The sequence below is a fragment of the Cyclobacterium sp. SOCE241 genome (assembly GCF_056867545.1).
The window spans coordinates 2,968,278-2,984,103 of the sequence record NZ_CP149779.1 but is presented as its reverse complement, the minus strand read 5'-3'; the positions used below and the strand labels follow the sequence as shown (position 1 = coordinate 2,984,103).

At 35.7% G+C, this 15,826-nt stretch carries 17 protein-coding genes and 1 pseudogene; 16 read left to right on the top strand and 2 right to left on the bottom strand.

Going from position 1 to position 15,826, the window contains the following annotated elements:
- Positions 1 to 89: 89 nt before the first annotated feature.
- The gene (locus WG932_RS14890) at positions 90 to 551 is read left to right on the top strand and encodes a bactofilin family protein (protein WP_014018865.1); all 462 of its coding nucleotides are present in this window, start codon (positions 90 to 92) and stop codon (positions 549 to 551) included.
- Between the two features lie 2 nt (positions 552 to 553).
- Here the strand turns inward: WG932_RS14890 and WG932_RS14885 are convergent.
- Positions 554 to 1,668, bottom strand: a pseudogene (locus WG932_RS14885) (trans-sulfuration enzyme family protein).
- A 53-nt stretch (positions 1,669 to 1,721) separates the two neighbouring features.
- A complete protein-coding gene (locus tag WG932_RS14880; protein ID WP_041934552.1) occupies positions 1,722 to 2,201 on the bottom strand; it encodes a DUF4293 domain-containing protein in 480 nt (159 codons plus the stop codon).
- Positions 2,202 to 2,302: 101 nt separating this feature from the next.
- On the opposite strand from WG932_RS14880, the gene truA reads away from it, so the two are divergent.
- The 15 genes from truA to WG932_RS14805 all read left to right on the top strand — a co-directional run bounded on the left by truA (position 2,303) and on the right by WG932_RS14805 (position 15,799).
- Positions 2,303 to 3,058, top strand: coding sequence for a tRNA pseudouridine(38-40) synthase TruA (truA, locus tag WG932_RS14875; RefSeq protein WP_187770942.1), 756 nt, complete (start codon positions 2,303 to 2,305; stop codon positions 3,056 to 3,058).
- 11 nt (positions 3,059 to 3,069) lie between these two features.
- Positions 3,070 to 4,845 (top strand): ABC transporter ATP-binding protein, encoded by a 1,776-nt coding sequence (locus WG932_RS14870; RefSeq protein ID WP_149393941.1) that lies wholly within the window; start codon positions 3,070 to 3,072, stop codon positions 4,843 to 4,845.
- Positions 4,846 to 5,048: 203 nt separating this feature from the next.
- Positions 5,049 to 5,639, top strand: a complete 591-nt coding sequence (locus WG932_RS14865) for a hypothetical protein (RefSeq protein WP_041934551.1) — start codon at positions 5,049 to 5,051, stop codon at positions 5,637 to 5,639.
- The gene (locus WG932_RS14860) at positions 5,639 to 6,157 is read left to right on the top strand and encodes a hypothetical protein (protein ID WP_483088486.1); all 519 of its coding nucleotides are present in this window, start codon (positions 5,639 to 5,641) and stop codon (positions 6,155 to 6,157) included. The genes WG932_RS14865 and WG932_RS14860 overlap by 1 nt, the downstream gene beginning before the upstream one ends.
- Positions 6,158 to 6,281: 124 nt before the next feature.
- Positions 6,282 to 6,818 carry a hypothetical protein gene (locus WG932_RS14855; protein ID WP_014018858.1) on the top strand — a complete coding sequence of 179 codons (537 nt, stop codon included), beginning with the start codon at positions 6,282 to 6,284 and terminating at the stop codon, positions 6,816 to 6,818.
- 142 nt (positions 6,819 to 6,960) lie between these two features.
- Positions 6,961 to 7,509 carry a hypothetical protein gene (locus tag WG932_RS14850; protein WP_014018857.1) on the top strand — a complete coding sequence of 183 codons (549 nt, stop codon included), beginning with the start codon at positions 6,961 to 6,963 and terminating at the stop codon, positions 7,507 to 7,509.
- Positions 7,510 to 7,628: 119 nt separating this feature from the next.
- Complete coding sequence (hemE, locus tag WG932_RS14845) at positions 7,629 to 8,666, top strand: uroporphyrinogen decarboxylase (RefSeq protein WP_483088485.1); 1,038 nt, start codon at positions 7,629 to 7,631, stop codon at positions 8,664 to 8,666.
- A 212-nt stretch (positions 8,667 to 8,878) separates the two neighbouring features.
- The gene (locus WG932_RS14840) at positions 8,879 to 9,574 is read left to right on the top strand and encodes a sugar transferase (RefSeq protein WP_483088484.1); all 696 of its coding nucleotides are present in this window, start codon (positions 8,879 to 8,881) and stop codon (positions 9,572 to 9,574) included.
- Positions 9,575 to 9,876: 302 nt separating this feature from the next.
- Positions 9,877 to 10,584, top strand: coding sequence for a sugar transferase (locus WG932_RS14835; RefSeq protein WP_483088483.1), 708 nt, complete (start codon positions 9,877 to 9,879; stop codon positions 10,582 to 10,584).
- Positions 10,585 to 11,025: 441 nt separating this feature from the next.
- The gene (locus WG932_RS14830) at positions 11,026 to 11,826 is read left to right on the top strand and encodes a polysaccharide biosynthesis/export family protein (protein WP_014018852.1); all 801 of its coding nucleotides are present in this window, start codon (positions 11,026 to 11,028) and stop codon (positions 11,824 to 11,826) included.
- A gap of 68 nt (positions 11,827 to 11,894) precedes the next feature.
- On the top strand, positions 11,895 to 13,718 hold the full coding sequence (locus WG932_RS14825) for a GumC family protein (RefSeq protein ID WP_483088482.1): 1,824 nt from the start codon (positions 11,895 to 11,897) through the stop codon (positions 13,716 to 13,718).
- 89 nt (positions 13,719 to 13,807) lie between these two features.
- Positions 13,808 to 14,260 (top strand): tyrosine-protein kinase family protein, encoded by a 453-nt coding sequence (locus WG932_RS14820; RefSeq protein ID WP_483088481.1) that lies wholly within the window; start codon positions 13,808 to 13,810, stop codon positions 14,258 to 14,260.
- 173 nt (positions 14,261 to 14,433) lie between these two features.
- Positions 14,434 to 14,664 (top strand): hypothetical protein, encoded by a 231-nt coding sequence (locus tag WG932_RS14815; RefSeq protein WP_483088480.1) that lies wholly within the window; start codon positions 14,434 to 14,436, stop codon positions 14,662 to 14,664.
- Positions 14,665 to 14,720: 56 nt separating this feature from the next.
- Positions 14,721 to 15,671: an MATE family efflux transporter gene (locus WG932_RS14810; RefSeq protein WP_483088479.1), complete on the top strand. Its 951-nt coding sequence runs from the start codon at positions 14,721 to 14,723 to the stop codon at positions 15,669 to 15,671.
- Entirely contained in the window at positions 15,659 to 15,799 is a 141-nt protein-coding gene (locus WG932_RS14805; RefSeq protein WP_483088478.1) for a hypothetical protein, read from the top strand. The genes WG932_RS14810 and WG932_RS14805 overlap by 13 nt, the downstream gene beginning before the upstream one ends.
- Positions 15,800 to 15,826: the final 27 nt, after the last annotated feature.

Below are 15,826 nucleotides of genomic sequence, written 5' to 3'. Positions count from 1 at the left end.
TGTTTTGCTTATATTTGCCTGACCATCTGTCTGATATTTATCAAAACAGATGGATTTGAATAGTATCAATAAATAATTGAGTTGATTTTATGTGGACTAAAGAAACTAAAATTCAAGCAGAGATGGAGATGGCCAATTCAACTTCAGTTTTTGCCCCCGGATTAACCATTAAGGGGGATATTGAAGCAGTAAGTGATATCAGGATTGAAGGGGATGTTTGTGGAGATGTGTCTACCCCCAAAAAAGTTATAATTGGTATTTCAGGTAATGTGGAAGGAGATATCAAAGCATCTGAAATATGTGTAATGGGTAAGGTGTTAGGAGACGTAATTGTAGAAGGCTTGGCCAGGTTTACCGCTGAAGCAAAGATGAGAGGTAAGGTTTATTCTGAAAAAATAGAAATAGAATCTGGTGCTGATATGGAAGTGATGGTTGCTAAATACAAAACCTACTTGAACCTAGAGAAAGAAAATCAAACTGCCCTGCATAAATCTAATCCGTTGATCAACGAAAGGCTATTTGATCAACCCATGGCTAAAATGGGCGAATAGAGTTATGGCTTAAATGTTGCTTTGAAAGCTTGATCCAGATCTTCTATTAGGTCCTCACAATTTTCAATCCCTACAGACATTCGGATTAATTGATCAGGAATTCCGGGATCACCCACCTGGACTTTTGATCTTCGCTCTATTAAGCTTTCTACTCCCCCTAAGCTTGTAGCATTACTGAAAAACTTCAGATTTCCTATTAAATGATCCGCCTCATTTGCATTTCCTTTGATTAGAAAAGATAACATTGCACCAAATCCTTTCATTTGACTTTTGGCTGTTTCAAAACCCCTATGGCTGGCAAGCCCGGGATAATAGACCTTCTCTACATAAGGGTGGTTTTCCAAGAAATCTGCAACTCTTTTGGCATTGAATGCGTGTGCCTTCATGCGGTAGGGAAGGGTTTTAATACTTCGAGTAAGAAGGTAGCTGTCCATTGGAGAAGGTACTGCTCCGGCTAGGCCTTGCACATTATTTATGCTTTGCCAAAAATCATCCTTTACTCTAGTCACTAGTATTCCTCCTAGAATATCACTGTGTCCACTAATGTATTTGGTGCTGCTGTGCATGACAATATCAGCACCTAATTCCAAGGCCTGCTGATAAATAGGAGTAGCAAAAGTACTGTCACAAACCACCTTTAAATCATTTTTTTGGCTATGGAGGCCAAGACCCTAATGTCAGAAATTTTTAAAAGTGGATTGGAAGGTGTTTCTATCCACAATAATCCAGTGGTTGGTTTGATGGCGTTACGAAGATTCTCTGGGTCAGTTAGGTCAATGAATTGCACCTCAAGTTTGCCGTTATAGACTGTTTGAAGTAACATTTTCATACCGTGGTACATGTCATCTGGAGCGATCATGTGTGTGCCGGCCGGCAAGGCTTGAAATACCGCGTTTCCGGCAGCATTTCCGGATGCGAATGCTGCCGCATCGGCTCCTCCCTCAAGAGATGACATTACAGTTTCAAGAGATTTCCTGTTTGGATTCTCAAGTCTTGTGTACAACATTGAATCCTCTTGATGCTCAAAAGTTGTAGAAAGCGTGATCGGCTGAATGATTGGTTTTAATGTGTCTGTGATCACATTTCCTCCATGAATAGCAATGGTTTCTATCTTCATCTTAATTGGAACTTAAATACTTGCATATCCACTTATGGCTATCCACCGGGAATTTAACGAATTCTATCTACTGATCGGATAAGCATTTCGTCTTTTCTGATAAACCTATTAGCGATAAGGTTCATAATTAAACCGAAAACAATGCTATAAAATCCTATCAAGAATGCACCCCCAACGGTTGGATTAAAGGATTCGTTGGATTGAAAACTTGTATAGACGGCTAAGCCCAAAGTCAAGCCCATCAATAGGGCATTAATCATGTTGACAAGTAACTGTTTTTTTCGATTTTTATATTGCAAAAGGCTATAAATGGCCATTGCCGCAGTAATTAGTGCCAATATTCCAATGTAAGAATTATTGGATTGTGAAATTACACTCTCCTTAACAGTATCGGTAATGGTGGTATACCATGCCGTCATCTCCATGGATTGGGTTTGGTCCGGATTTACTTGTAGCCAAATTGGAAATAAGGTGGATGTCACCATTGAAATAGCTACTAAAAGTAGAAATACACTTTGAATTCTTTGAATCATCTTTAAATCTTTTGACAAAGAAAATGGGTTATTTGAATTTTCGCAAGGAATATTCAAAATCGAACTTGAAATTAGGGTATATTTTTATCTTTGCAGATGAAATGAATGAATCTTCCCGCTATTTTATTGAGCTGTCCTATGATGGGAGCAATTACCATGGCTGGCAAAAGCAAAAGAATGCTGTTTCTGTTCAAGAAGAATTAGAAAATGCCCTGTCCACTCTTTTTCGACGTCCCATGAGTATTATGGGGAGTGGGCGTACGGATGCAGGGGTTCACGCCTTGCAACAATTTGCTCATTTTGATATTGATTTAGATTTTACCAAGGAATATTTCTTGAAAAGAATTAACGGCTTATTACCTGATGGTATCGCTGTCTTTGATGTTGTTCCTGTAAAAGAGAATGCCCATGCCCGATTTGATGCAGAATTTAGGAGGTATGAATACCATATTACATTTAGGAAAGATCCTTTTCTAATTGGGAAGTCTTGGCATTGTTATTATGACCTTGATGAGGAGGCCATGGCGTCAGCAGCCAAATTACTGCTTGGAAAACAGGATTTTGAATGCTTTAGTCGCAGAAAAACAGATGTAAAAACATTTATATGTGAAATTAATAACGCTTCTTGGGAACAAACAAGTAACGGTTTGGTCTTTCATATACAAGCCAACCGATTCTTGAGGGGGATGGTTAGAGCAATTGTTGGGACTTTGGTAAAAGTAGGCAGGGGGCATTTAGAAAGCGTTGCTATGTCGGAAATAATATCAAGCAAAGACCGAAACTTGGCAGGAAGTTCGGCACCTGCTCACGGCTTGTTTCTAAGCAAAGTAAATTATCCGGAACGAATTTTTAAGTAAAATCTACCATATTGGGACTTGAAAAAGAAAATATAAAAAGTGGTGACATAATTGACACCAAGGTGTTAAGGAGGTTGTACACTTTCGTAACGCCCTATAAAGGGAGATTTTATCTTTTGGTAGGGCTCACCTTATTGTTGGCATTATTGGCGCCAACGCGACCTTTATTAATTCAAAAAGCCATTGATGATTATGTTACAGTAGGTGATGGGGCAGGACTACTCAGGATGACTTATTTGCTAATCGGCTTATTGTTAATTCATGCAGTAGTTCAATTTGGCCATACTTATCTTTCCGGTTGGATTGGCCAGGTGATTATCCGAGACATAAGGGTGAAATTGTACAAGCATTTGTTGAAAATGCGGTTGAAATATTTTGACAATACCCCGATTGGCCGATTGGTTACCAGGAATATCTCCGATGTAGAGTCTCTTTCCGATGTGTTTAGTCAGGGGTTAGCGGAAATCATAGGAGACCTTCTGCAGCTTATTGCTATTTTGGGAGTGATGTTTTATGTGGACTGGCAGCTTACACTAGTAAGTCTTTGTACCTTACCTCTCCTAATTATTTCTACTTATATCTTTAAAGAAAAAGTAAAAGTTTCCTTTAATGATGTTAGAAATGCGGTTTCAAATTTAAATTCTTTTCTTCAAGAACACATTACCGGAATGAATATTATTCAGGTTTTTAATCGACAAGAAAGGGAATATGAAAAGTTTCAAACTATCAATAAAGAACATCGAAAGGCTCACCTTAAGTCTGTCATGTATTATTCCATATATTACCCTGTTTCTGAAATCATTCAGGCCATGGGGATTGGCTTGGTAGTTTGGTATGGAGCCACAGGTGTTTTTGACCTTGAAATAAAAGTCGGAGTACTTATTTCTTTTATCATGTATTTGCAGTTATTTTTTAGGCCTATAAGAATGATTGCTGATCGGTTTAATACCCTTCAAATGGGTGTGGTTAGTTCTTCTAGAATTTTTAATATCTTAGAAAATGACGAGCAAATTCCGGATGAAGGCAACAATTGTCCCGAAAAGGTAAAAGGAGACATAGCCTTTAATAATGTTTGGTTTGCTTACAATGATGAAGATTGGGTATTGAAAGACATTAGTTTTAAAGCAAATCATGGAGAGACCATCGCCTTGGTAGGTGCCACAGGTGCAGGCAAGTCTTCTGTTATTAATCTTATCAGCAGGTTTTATGACATTAATAAAGGTGCCATTCTAGTAGATGGAAGACCAATTAAGGAATTTGATTTGGCTACCCTGAGAAAACATGTGGGGGTTGTATTGCAGGATGTATTTTTATTTTCTGATACCATTTTTCAAAACATTACACTTGGAAATCCAGACATTACAAAGGAGCAGGTGTTGTACGCTGCAGATTTGGTTGGAGCGAGAAGGTTTATTGAGCGTTTGCCCGGAGGGTTGGAATATGATGTAAAAGAAAGAGGTGGAACATTGTCTGTAGGTCAACGCCAACTGATATCCTTTGTAAGGGCTATGGTATACGATCCTGAGATAATTATACTAGATGAGGCCACTTCTTCTGTGGATACTGAAACAGAAGAGTTGATTCAGGCTGCGATAGAAAAAATGATGTATGGTAGGACTTCAATAATTATTGCACACCGATTATCCACCATCCAAAAGGCTGATAAAATAATTGTTTTAAACAAAGGGGAGATCGTGGAACATGGTACCCATGAGGTATTGCTTAAGAAAGATGGCTTTTATTCACAGCTGTATCAAATGCAATTAAAATCAGTTGTAGTGGAATGAAATGTTTTGATTTTAATAGAAATGATTCCCTATGGTTTTTGCTTTAAAAGCGTAAATCAGATGGAGACACTAATATTAATTGATTTGATGAGATAAAATTATTTCGCTTTTATTTATATGTAAATTTTGGCTAAACTGTAACTTGTTTGGCTATGTCGCCGTAAGCATGGAATTGTTAAAGTATTCAAATTTTGTCTGAACACATGAAATACATATTGCCTTTACTATTGATGCTTGTTTCTTATTCCACTTTTGGTCAACAACATCAGCTGGGCTTAAGGCTGGGTGATCCCTATGGTGTCACTTATAAGACACCGATAAATGATAAATTTTCATTGGAGGGAATTTTGGGAAGGGGAAGCCAAAATAGTGGGCAATACTATAGGCGTACATTTGAGAATAATCGGCCGGTAAGCTCTGCTCGATATTATGCACATCAGGTCTCAGGTGCCTTTTCCCTTCAAGCAAGGGGGATTTATGAGGAGGCTTTTACTGAGGATTTCAATATTTCTGAAGGGGAATTGACTGTTTATGCTGGTTTAGGGCTTCAGTTTAGATCCGTAAGTATTGATTACTATTACAGTACACCAAATGCTTCTGAAGATGCCCCGGAATTGGTAGAAAGTCGCTCGAATATCGATTTTGGGCCTGAAGTTTTTGTAGGTTCATCCTATTATTTTGAAGATTTGCCAATAGCTGTATTTGTTGAATTTGGCTTTTTAACAGAAATTGTAGATAGGCTTCACCTCAAAGGTCAAGGTGCTATTGGAGCAAGATATTTATTTGGAAAATAATGGCAAAAGTAAAAATTGTTGCTGCACTTATTGGTCTTTTAATGCTTGTTCTGACCTTAGCATATTATTATCTGGGAGGATTCAATCCTATTAACACTAGGCTTACCGATTGTAATCCAATTAATTTGATAGGGGTGGATTTTATTGGAGTTCCCCAAGATAAAGAGATAGGAGAGCATTTTGAAATGGTGGAAGAGGCTAGGAAAGACAGTCCTCTGCATACCATATATTATAAAGAACCTGAGGGGAAACGGGATACCCTTCATGTCTTTATTGGGTATGAATCTAAAATTAAGGAGGAGGGATTGAGAAAACCTTGGATCAAACTGCCCCTTTCTTGTAGCCGTGCTATTGTTGCAAGGTTGGAGATGAGTCGTTTTGTAATGCCCGGACCGGAAAAGGCAAAAGATGCAATCCGATTATTTGCTAAGGAAAAGGGGCTTGAACTGGAAGGTGTTTTTATTGATAAAATTATTTCAAGTGATTGTGTAGAAGTTTGGGCACCAGTCAAGCAATAAAAATGAGGGCTGAGGATTACTTTTAAAATCATAGTGGTCTATTGGTTTTTTTATTTTACATAAGTTTTTTTGGTATGGTTTTGGATTTCAAAAATTAAAATAGGGTCAATTAAATTTTAAAATTATGAATAGGAGCAATTATTTATTTAGCACGAAAATATTTTTGGTTTTTGCCACAGCCTTGGTATTGGTAAGTTGTGAGGGTCCCGTCGGGCCAACAGGGCCTGCAGGTGCAGATGGTGTAAATATTGTTGGGGAGGTTTTTGAAATTGAAGGAGACTTTACTCAAGCAGGCAATTTTGGCGTAAGTGGTGAATATGGTTTCGATATCTTAGAGTCAGACAAAGTGCTCATTTATAGATTGGCCGGGTTGGATCAGGACAATAATGACATATGGAGATTGATTCCTCAAGTTGTATTTCATACTAACGGGATTTTTACATATGATTATGATTTTACTTTTTACGATTATGCGATTTTCATGAATGGAGATTTTGACCTCAATACTTTAGAGTCCGGTTTTACCGATTCTCAAATATTTAGGGTTTTGATTGTGCCAGCTGATAGAATAGATCTTAGGATGGATTATTCAGATCATGATGCAGTCTTGGAGATGTTAGGTGTAGAAGAAAAAGACATCACAAGAAGGGTTTTAGATTAAATATACAGAAAAAGAGGTTTAAAAGAGATTTAAACAGTTTGCCTGAGGGTGGACTGTTTTTTTTATATTTTGTTGTAATTCGGGATTTTACACATTATCTTTCATAAAACGCATCGTAAAATATTGATTTAAATTAATTTCTATGAAAAGAATTGTATACCTAATAGCCTTGGTGACCATAGCGGTTCTGCCGGCATGTGAAGGTCCTGAAGGGCCACAGGGACCTCCCGGGATTGATGGGATTGACGGGGAAGATGGAGTAGATGGTGAGGATGGAATCTCCCTTATAAACCTAGTAGTTGAAACAGAGGTTGACTTTACTGAAGAAAATAGCTTTTCAAATTCTTTTGGATTTGAAATAGCTGATAGTGATAATCTTCTGGTATTTATGTTGTGGAATGTAATTGATGATAAGCCTCTATGGAGGCCTCTGCCTAATACTGTCTTTTTAGATGATGGAATAACGTTGATGTACAATTATCAATATACGGCAGATTTTATCAATGTTTATATGACAGGCAATACGGATCTAACAACGGTTTCAGAGGATTGGACCTTAAATCATTATATAAGGATTGTTTATCTACCCGGGGAATTTTTGCAAGATAATGCAAAATTGGATTTAAATGATTATGAGGCTGTGACAAATGCTTTAGGCGTTTCTGAATCTGATGTAGTGAAAATAGATTGAGGAACAAATCGCGAAAGGAATGAATGATTTAAAAAGGTCAGCTCTGAAATTTCAGAGTTGACCTTTATTGTTTGTGCGTTGTAGTTCTTTTTTGCAGGAAGTTGGATTATATTTGTGGCATGCAAATAAAGAATGATTTACTTCTAAGGGTTATCAAGGGAGAAAAGGTGGAAAGGACTCCCGTTTGGTTGATGCGCCAAGCAGGAAGGATACTACCAGAATACAGGGCTGTAAGAGCGAGTGTTAGCGGCTTTATTGAATTGGCTAAAACACCGGAGTTGGCAGCGGAGGTCACCATCCAACCTGTAGATCTTTTGGGAGTAGATGCAGCCATTATTTTTTCCGATATTTTGGTTGTTCCGGAAGCTATGGGGCTTCCTTATGAAATGATAGAAAAGAAAGGGCCTTGGTTTCCTGATACCATTGGCTCTTCAGCTGACTTAAAACGATTGCAAATCGCAGATCCTGATGAATCTTTAAATTATGTATTGGAAGCCATTCGCTTAACAAAAAAAGGCTTGAATGGGCGAGTGCCTTTAATTGGTTTTGCAGGAGCACCATGGACAATATTCGCTTATATGGTGGAAGGATCTGGGAGTAAAACTTTTTCCAAAGCTAGGGCTATGTTGTATCAGAACCCTGAATTGGCACACCAGCTTTTAGATATGATCACAAAAACAACGATCAAATATTTGAAAGCACAAGTTGTTGCAGGTGCCAACTTGGTACAGGTATTTGACAGTTGGGCAGGCATTCTTCCTCCCCATCAGTACCGAGAATTTTCCATGGAATATATCAAGCGGATATGTGAGGCAGTTACGGAAGTGCCGGTAACTGTCTTTGCAAAGGGCGCCTATTTCGCTTTAGAGGATATTAAAAATCTGCCCTGTGATGTTGTGGGCTTAGATTGGAACATGGACATTAGAACGGTAAGCGCTCAAATGGAAGGGGAGAAGGTATTACAAGGTAACTTGGACCCGGCAGCCTTATACGCATCAGATGAAGTACTGATCAGGCAGACTAAAGAAATGTTAGATCAGTTTAAGGGAGATAGGCATATTGCAAATCTAGGTCATGGAGTATATCCTGATATTTCTCCGGAGAAAGTAAAGCTTTTTATTGAGACTGTAAAGGAATATTCTAGAGTGATTTCTTAGGGGTAGATTTGCAGAAGAGATAAGAATTTAGTGAAAGTGTACAGGCTCAGCTTTTAGGTTCCAACTAGCTGAGCCTTCTGCTTTTCTGGGGTGAATTATAAATCTATTAAATTATTTGTAAATCCCGGATTTGCTGAATATATTTGCTTTATTGTATTTTAAATACATTAAAACGATTTATAGTTTTTTATCGCTGGTTTACAAATCATAGTATGGAGAAATTTTTGCAAGAAAGGGGTGAACCGGAATTTTTATCAAGAAAACTTAGTGGTTACATTACTCCAGACGGGAGGGTTTTTCTAAGTGATGGTTTTAACCTACTGGTAAAGCGAGGGCTTGACCTGGCTTTTTCGTTATTTTTTATAGTAGTGGTTATGTCTTGGCTATTTCCAATAATAGCCCTTATTATTAGGTTAGAATCAAGGGGTCCCATTATTTATAAACAATTGAGGCATGGGAGGGGGAACAAGACATTTAGGTGTTACAAATTCAGGACCTCGGTAAAAATTAATAAAGTAATTGCAAAAGGGGGGCAAAAAGATTTTCATATAACCAGATTTGGGAAATTTTTAAGAAAATCAGGTTTAGATGAGATCCCACAATTTGTCAATGTCTTTTTAGGAGATATGTCAGTAGTTGGACCTAGGCCTCATGCTGTGCCTATGAATTACATGTATTCAACAGATATAAATAATTATATGTTTAGGCATGTGGTTAAGCCTGGGATTACCGGATTGGCACAAATTAAAGGGTATAGTGGGGAGATATTAAGTTTTTATGATATATATGGCCGAATAAAATTAGATCATTTTTATATTAAGAACTGGTCATTAGTTTTTGATTTCAAAATATTATTTTGGACTGCTGGGTCTTTTTTGGAAGAAATAGGGTTAGTTCTTGATTTTTAGGGGTATAATTCTGTATGTTCATTTTTGCTAAATCTTTTTTACTACTCTAATTGGTGATAAAACCCCCAAGTTTAAGTGTTCCTTGCCTTTATTTAAAATTTAATTTTCTTCAAGGTTGTCAATTTTAAATCCATAAAAATGAATTTTAAATACAAAAAAAAGAATTTTAATAAATATTTTTTTTTAAATCCTTGCATTGTGGGAAATGCTTTATATATTTGTAAAAATGTATTTCAGATATACATAAATGTTTTTTAAATAAGAAATAGGGTTTTTGTGAGGATTCGTAAAGATTGTTAGAGATGGAAAATGTTTTAGTAGATCAAAAATTTGGTCGAACCTTAGAAGAGAAAAATTTTGTAAAAGCTCCAATCCGTAAAGAAATTGATATTCTGTATGGTCAAAATGACAAATACAGTAAAAAATTGTTAAAAAGGATTTTTGATATCGGGGCTTCTATTTTTACTTTAATATTTGTTGTATCATGGTTGTTTCCCATTATTGCAATTTTAATTAAATTGGATTCAAATGGGAGTGTTTTTTTCAAGCAATTAAGACATGGAAAAAACAATCAGTTGTTCTATTGTTATAAATTTAGAACAATGGTGAAAAATAAAGATGCCGATACCAAGCAGGCAACAGTTAATGATGCCAGAATTACTCGAATTGGAAAGTTTTTGAGAAAATCGAGCCTTGATGAATTGCCTCAAGTTTTTAATGTTCTCTTAGGAAATATGTCCATTGTGGGGCCAAGACCTCAAGCTGTTCCAATGAATCTTGAGTTTGCTAAAGAAATTGATAATTTCATGTCCCGTCATCAGGTAAAGCCTGGAATTACCGGGTTGGCACAAAGTAAAGGTTATAGAGGGGAGATTTCAAGCTATAGTGAATTGTATTCCCGATATAGATTAGATAATTTTTATGTTAGGAAGTGGAATCTAATTTTTGATATAAAAATAATTGTTGAAACCGCAGTTTCTTTATTGTTGAAAAGTGACAAGGCATATTAGGTGATTTTTAAATGAATGACGGGGTTAGGACATAACTAAATTTCATTTCCTTTTTTCTTTTAAAGTTGTAAATGGTCTTTAGGGAATTAAAAATAGGTGTTTAAGGAAACCAATAACCCAAATAAGAAATTCTAGTTTAAAAAGAAAGTCTAGTTTACTTTAAAGTGATAAGAAGGGGTTAGTTTGAATATCACGAATACTATTAAAATTTTAACAAGGTTTCAATTTTGGAGACTGGATGAGTTTTTTAAATGCGAAGTGAGTAATGGTTAAGGCAGATTACGTCTTTATTCTATTAAATTATTTATTCTCAGTTCTTATTGTTCTGATAATTAAGTAACTTGCGGGGTGTTTAAAAGAATTGTCTATTATAGAATTTTTGACTTTTTCCCCAATTTGATCATTTAGTAGCTTGAACCCATTAAACAGTATTATTAACAAATGAGATACAATAGCTTAATTAGAATTCTGACTTTTATAATTTTCTTTTCTGGAATATTTGGTTGTGCGAAAAGAAACCTGGTTTATTTCAGTGATATTGAAACAGGGAGTAGTTATTCTACAAATATCAGTCAAGTTGAGGAACCGGTTATCCAAAGTGGCGATTTAATTAAAATTGTGGTAAGCACTCAAAGTCCGGAATCGAATTTACTTTTTAATTCTGGTGTGATTTCAAATGACTCACAGAATAGAATGATGAATCAGCAATTGCCTACAAACGAAGGTTATCTTGTGGACAAAAATGGGCAAATTAACTTTCCTGTTTTAGGGAAAATTGAAATTGCAGGATTTACAAGGGAAGAGGCTACCATAAAAATGACCGAGTTGCTTGAAGAATATGTAAAAGATCCAATCATTAATATTCAATACCTGAATTTTAAGATTACGGTGATCGGTGAAGTAGCAAATCCCAACACCTTTACTTTGGCTACAGACAGGATCAGTATCCTAGAGGCTTTAGGTTTGGCAGGTGATATGACCCAATATGGAAAGAGAGAAAACGTACTTTTGATTCGAGACCAAGATGGTGTTCGAAAAGCAGTTAGGCTAAACTTAAATGACAAATCAATTTTAAATTCTCCGTATTTTATGCTACAACAAAATGACGTGTTGTATGTAGAGCCGGATAAAATCAAATCTGTTCAGGCAAGTACCAATCAACGCTCTTTAACAATTTTGAGTATTTTGGTTTCCTTTGGAGTTTCACTAATGTTTAATTTGCGGTATATCCTTAGCGAGTAAAAAGTTTAACTTTATCTTTTTTATATAATTAACCTGGTTGTAAACCATCGGTTCAAATTATGAACCTTATGAAAAAATCTGATATTTTATCCGATCTATTGTTGGATGGATTTATTGACCAAGACGCGAGACCTATGGATTTTAAATTGATAATATTGAGCTACTTAAAATATTGGTGGTTGTTTTTGCTATCCATTATTTTGTTTTTAAGTCTGGCCTTTGCATACTTGTTCTTCTCTACACCCCTGTATAGTATATCCAGCTCTATTCTTATAAAAATTGACGGGGGCTCCGATTTTACGCAAAATACGGTTTACAGCGAATTAGAAGCTTACGAGACTAACAAGCAAGTCGAAAATGAAATGGAAATTTTAGCCTCTTATAGTTTGATGAGGGATGCCATTGAAGAATTGCCGCTTGACTACTTTTTTTATACTGAAGACAAATATTCTAGGATGAAAGAACTGTATGGAGCCAATGTGCCCGTAACGGTTAAGACATTATTAAAAAAACCTGATGTTGGGCAGTATCCAGAGGAGGTAAGGATAAGTGTAAAACTTTTTGATGACCATCTGATTTTAATTCAGGAGGATGATAAAGAAAAAGCTTATAAATACGGGGAATTGATTGAAAATTGGTATGGTGAGATAAAAATAAATAAATTGGAATCTTACCAAGGAGAGATGCCTGAACTTCTCCATATTTATTTCCAAAATAAAGATCAAGTGGCTGGATTGTACAGAGGTAGAATACAAGTTAATTTATCTCAAAGATTTGCATCTGTTTTTAATATTTCATTGGTAGACGCTGTTCCCGAAAAAGGAGAAGATGTGCTGAACAAGTTGATTGAACAGTACAATCTTCAGGCTGTTAAAGAGAAAAACGTTACAGCCAGCAATACCATTGATTTCATTAATTCTCAGTTGGATACTTTAATGAAAGATTTAAATAGCATTGAAAGGAAAATTGAAGAATATAGAAGATCAAATAATATTTCTGATATGGGAACCGAAAATTCCCTGATGGTTCAAAATAGTAAAGATATTGAAACCCAGCTTTCAGATATCAAAACGCAAATGGAGGTTTTGGACTACTTGGAAGAATATTTGAGAGATCCGGCAAGTTCTGGTATAGAAGTAGCCTCTAATTTATCCATCATTGATGAAACACTAACAAATTTAGTGGATGAGTTTAACCGGCTTCAAAATGAAAGACAACGTTTATTGCGCACCGTACAACCTAACAATCCTTTGGTAACATCTATTGAAGGTCAACTTGACAACTTGAAAAACAATATTGGTACCAATATCGCCAATATGAAAAATGGTTTGAGAATAGAAAGCCAAAACCTCAGAGTCAATTTGGATCAAATCAATAGTAGAATTTCAAATGTTCCTGAAATTGAAAGAGGTTTATTAGAGTTGTCAAGGGAGCAAAGCCGGAAACAAACCCAGTACAATTACCTTCAATCCAAAAAGGAAGAAGCAAATTTATCTTTGGCAACCACCACAGTATCAAATGCCCGGGTGATAGATAAAGCCTCTTCGAGTGGAGCACCAGTGAAACCTAATAAAATGGTGATTATGGGAATGGCCCTAATTGTAGGTTTTATTTGCCCCTTAGGATTTATTTATATAAAGAATGCATTGAATAGTAAAATTACTCACAAATCTCAGGTACAGGATATTACTGAAGTCCCTATTTTATCCGAAATAAGCAACTATCCAAATGGAGGGGAGTTATTGGCTATTTCTGAAAAAAGAAGGACACCCATTGCTGAGCAATTTAGATTACTGAGAACCAACTTGAAATTTGTAGCGGATGGTAAAAATGAAAGGGTCTTAATGATCACTTCCAGCATTAGCGGTGAGGGAAAAACATTTTTAGTTTAAATCTTGGAGCAAGTTTGAGCATTGCCAAAAAGAAAGTGGTAGTGTTAGAGTTTGATTTGCGGAAGCCCGCACTTCTCAAAAGTGTGAATATGAAAACTAAGCTTGGAATCGCTGATTATTTATCAAATGATGATGTAAGCCTAGATGATATTATTTTAGACTTTAAAAAAGTAGATGGACTATACCTAATTGGGTGTGGAAATATACCTGAGGATCCTGCAGAATTAACTTTAGGGGATAAAGTAGAAGTACTAATAAATCAATTGAAAGAAAGGTTTGATTATGTTATTATAGATACAGCACCTGTTGGGACAGTGACAGATGCTTTTAATTTGGCACCTTATTGTGACAGGACTTTATTTATGATTCGATATAATTTCACTAAAAAGGAGAACCTTATTTTTATGGAGGATATTGACCTTAAAAATAAACTAAGAAACACTTCTTTGGTGATGAATGATGCCAAACAAACCAATGGCTATTATGGTTATTCTTACGGGTATTATCCGGAAGATAAAAAAACTGCCAAAAGTTCTGTGTGATTTTTTTAAGCTAATATTTATATTTTTCTATTTCGAATGAAAAAATTATTTTCATCTATTTATCAATATTTTAACAAATTTCTTGTTAAAGGCAATGCAAGAACTGTTCTTGCCAAAAAGAATATTATTGGTTCTATATTGATAAAAGGGGTAGTATTGCTGTTAGTTTAGTAATGGTTCCCTTAACCATTGACTATGTCAATCCTACTAGGTATGGAATATGGTTGGCTTTAAGTTCCATCGTTGGCTGGTTTAGTTTTTTCAATGTGGGCATGACCCATGGTCTGAGAAATAAATTTGCGGAAGCCAGAACCAAAGGTGATAAAGAAGCTGCAAGAATGTACATCAGTACAACCTATGCTGTTTTAACGATAGTTTTCACTGCCGTTTGGCTGGTTTTTTAATTGTAAACCCTTTTTTAGATTGGGTTGAAATTTTAAACGCTTCCTCCGAAATGAGGATGGAACTTTCTATTCTGGCCATAATTATATTTACCTATTTCTGTATGCAATTTGTATTGAAAATTATCAATACATTGGTTACTGCAGACCAAGCCCCGGCAAAAGCTTCACTTATCAACTTTTTAGGTCAAATTATTTCGTTACTGGTAATAGTCGTATTGGTATATACTACTGAAGGTTCACTCATTAATCTTGGTCTGGCATTATGTATCGCACCGATTGCTGTACTTATTCTGGCAAATTTTTTCTTTTTCAAAACGGATTACAAAGAGTTTAAGCCATCTATTAAGTATGTCAATTTATCCCAATCAAAGAATTTATTTAGCTTAGGACTTATATTTTTTATTATTCAAATAGCAAGTTTAATTCAATATCAAACATCCAATATCATTATTGCCCAAAGTTTTGGGCCATATGAGGTAACTACCTATAATGTTGTTTATAAGTATTTCAATGTTTTAGGGATGGGCTTTGGGATTTTTCTGACTCCATTTTGGTCAGCTTCTACCGATGCATTCTTTAAAAATGATATCAATTGGATAAAAAAAGCAACGATTAAATACTTGCAAATAGGAGTGTTGTTTGTTTTGGGTGGTGTGATAATGTTGTTTATATCAGATACAGTTTACAGAGTATGGTTAAAAGGGCAGGTAGATATTGATTTTACACTTTCATTGTGGGGTTTATTGTTTTTTACCTCCTTTATGTTTGCCAGTATATTTGTAAATTTTTTGAATGGGATTAGTGCACTTAAGATTCAGTTTTGGGCTAGCCTTATTAGCCCATTGGTATTTATCGGCTCAGCTTATTTGTTGATTGATTATTATGGAATGGGAGTTCATGCTCTTTTTATTTCGTCCTTAATCGCAAGCTTTAATGGAATAATTATTGCCCCATTGCAATATTACCTCATTATATACAAGAAAAAGAAAGGAATATGGATCAGGTAGACGGTGTAAATAATTGGGAAAAATCAGACCACTTGATAAATGGGGAAGAAAAGAAGCGGGTTGTTCATTTACAATATGGTTCTAGCCCGTCAGGTAATTATGTATTAAGGTATCATGAAGCTTTTTAGAGCGAGGTTTGGAGTCTTGTGTGCTCT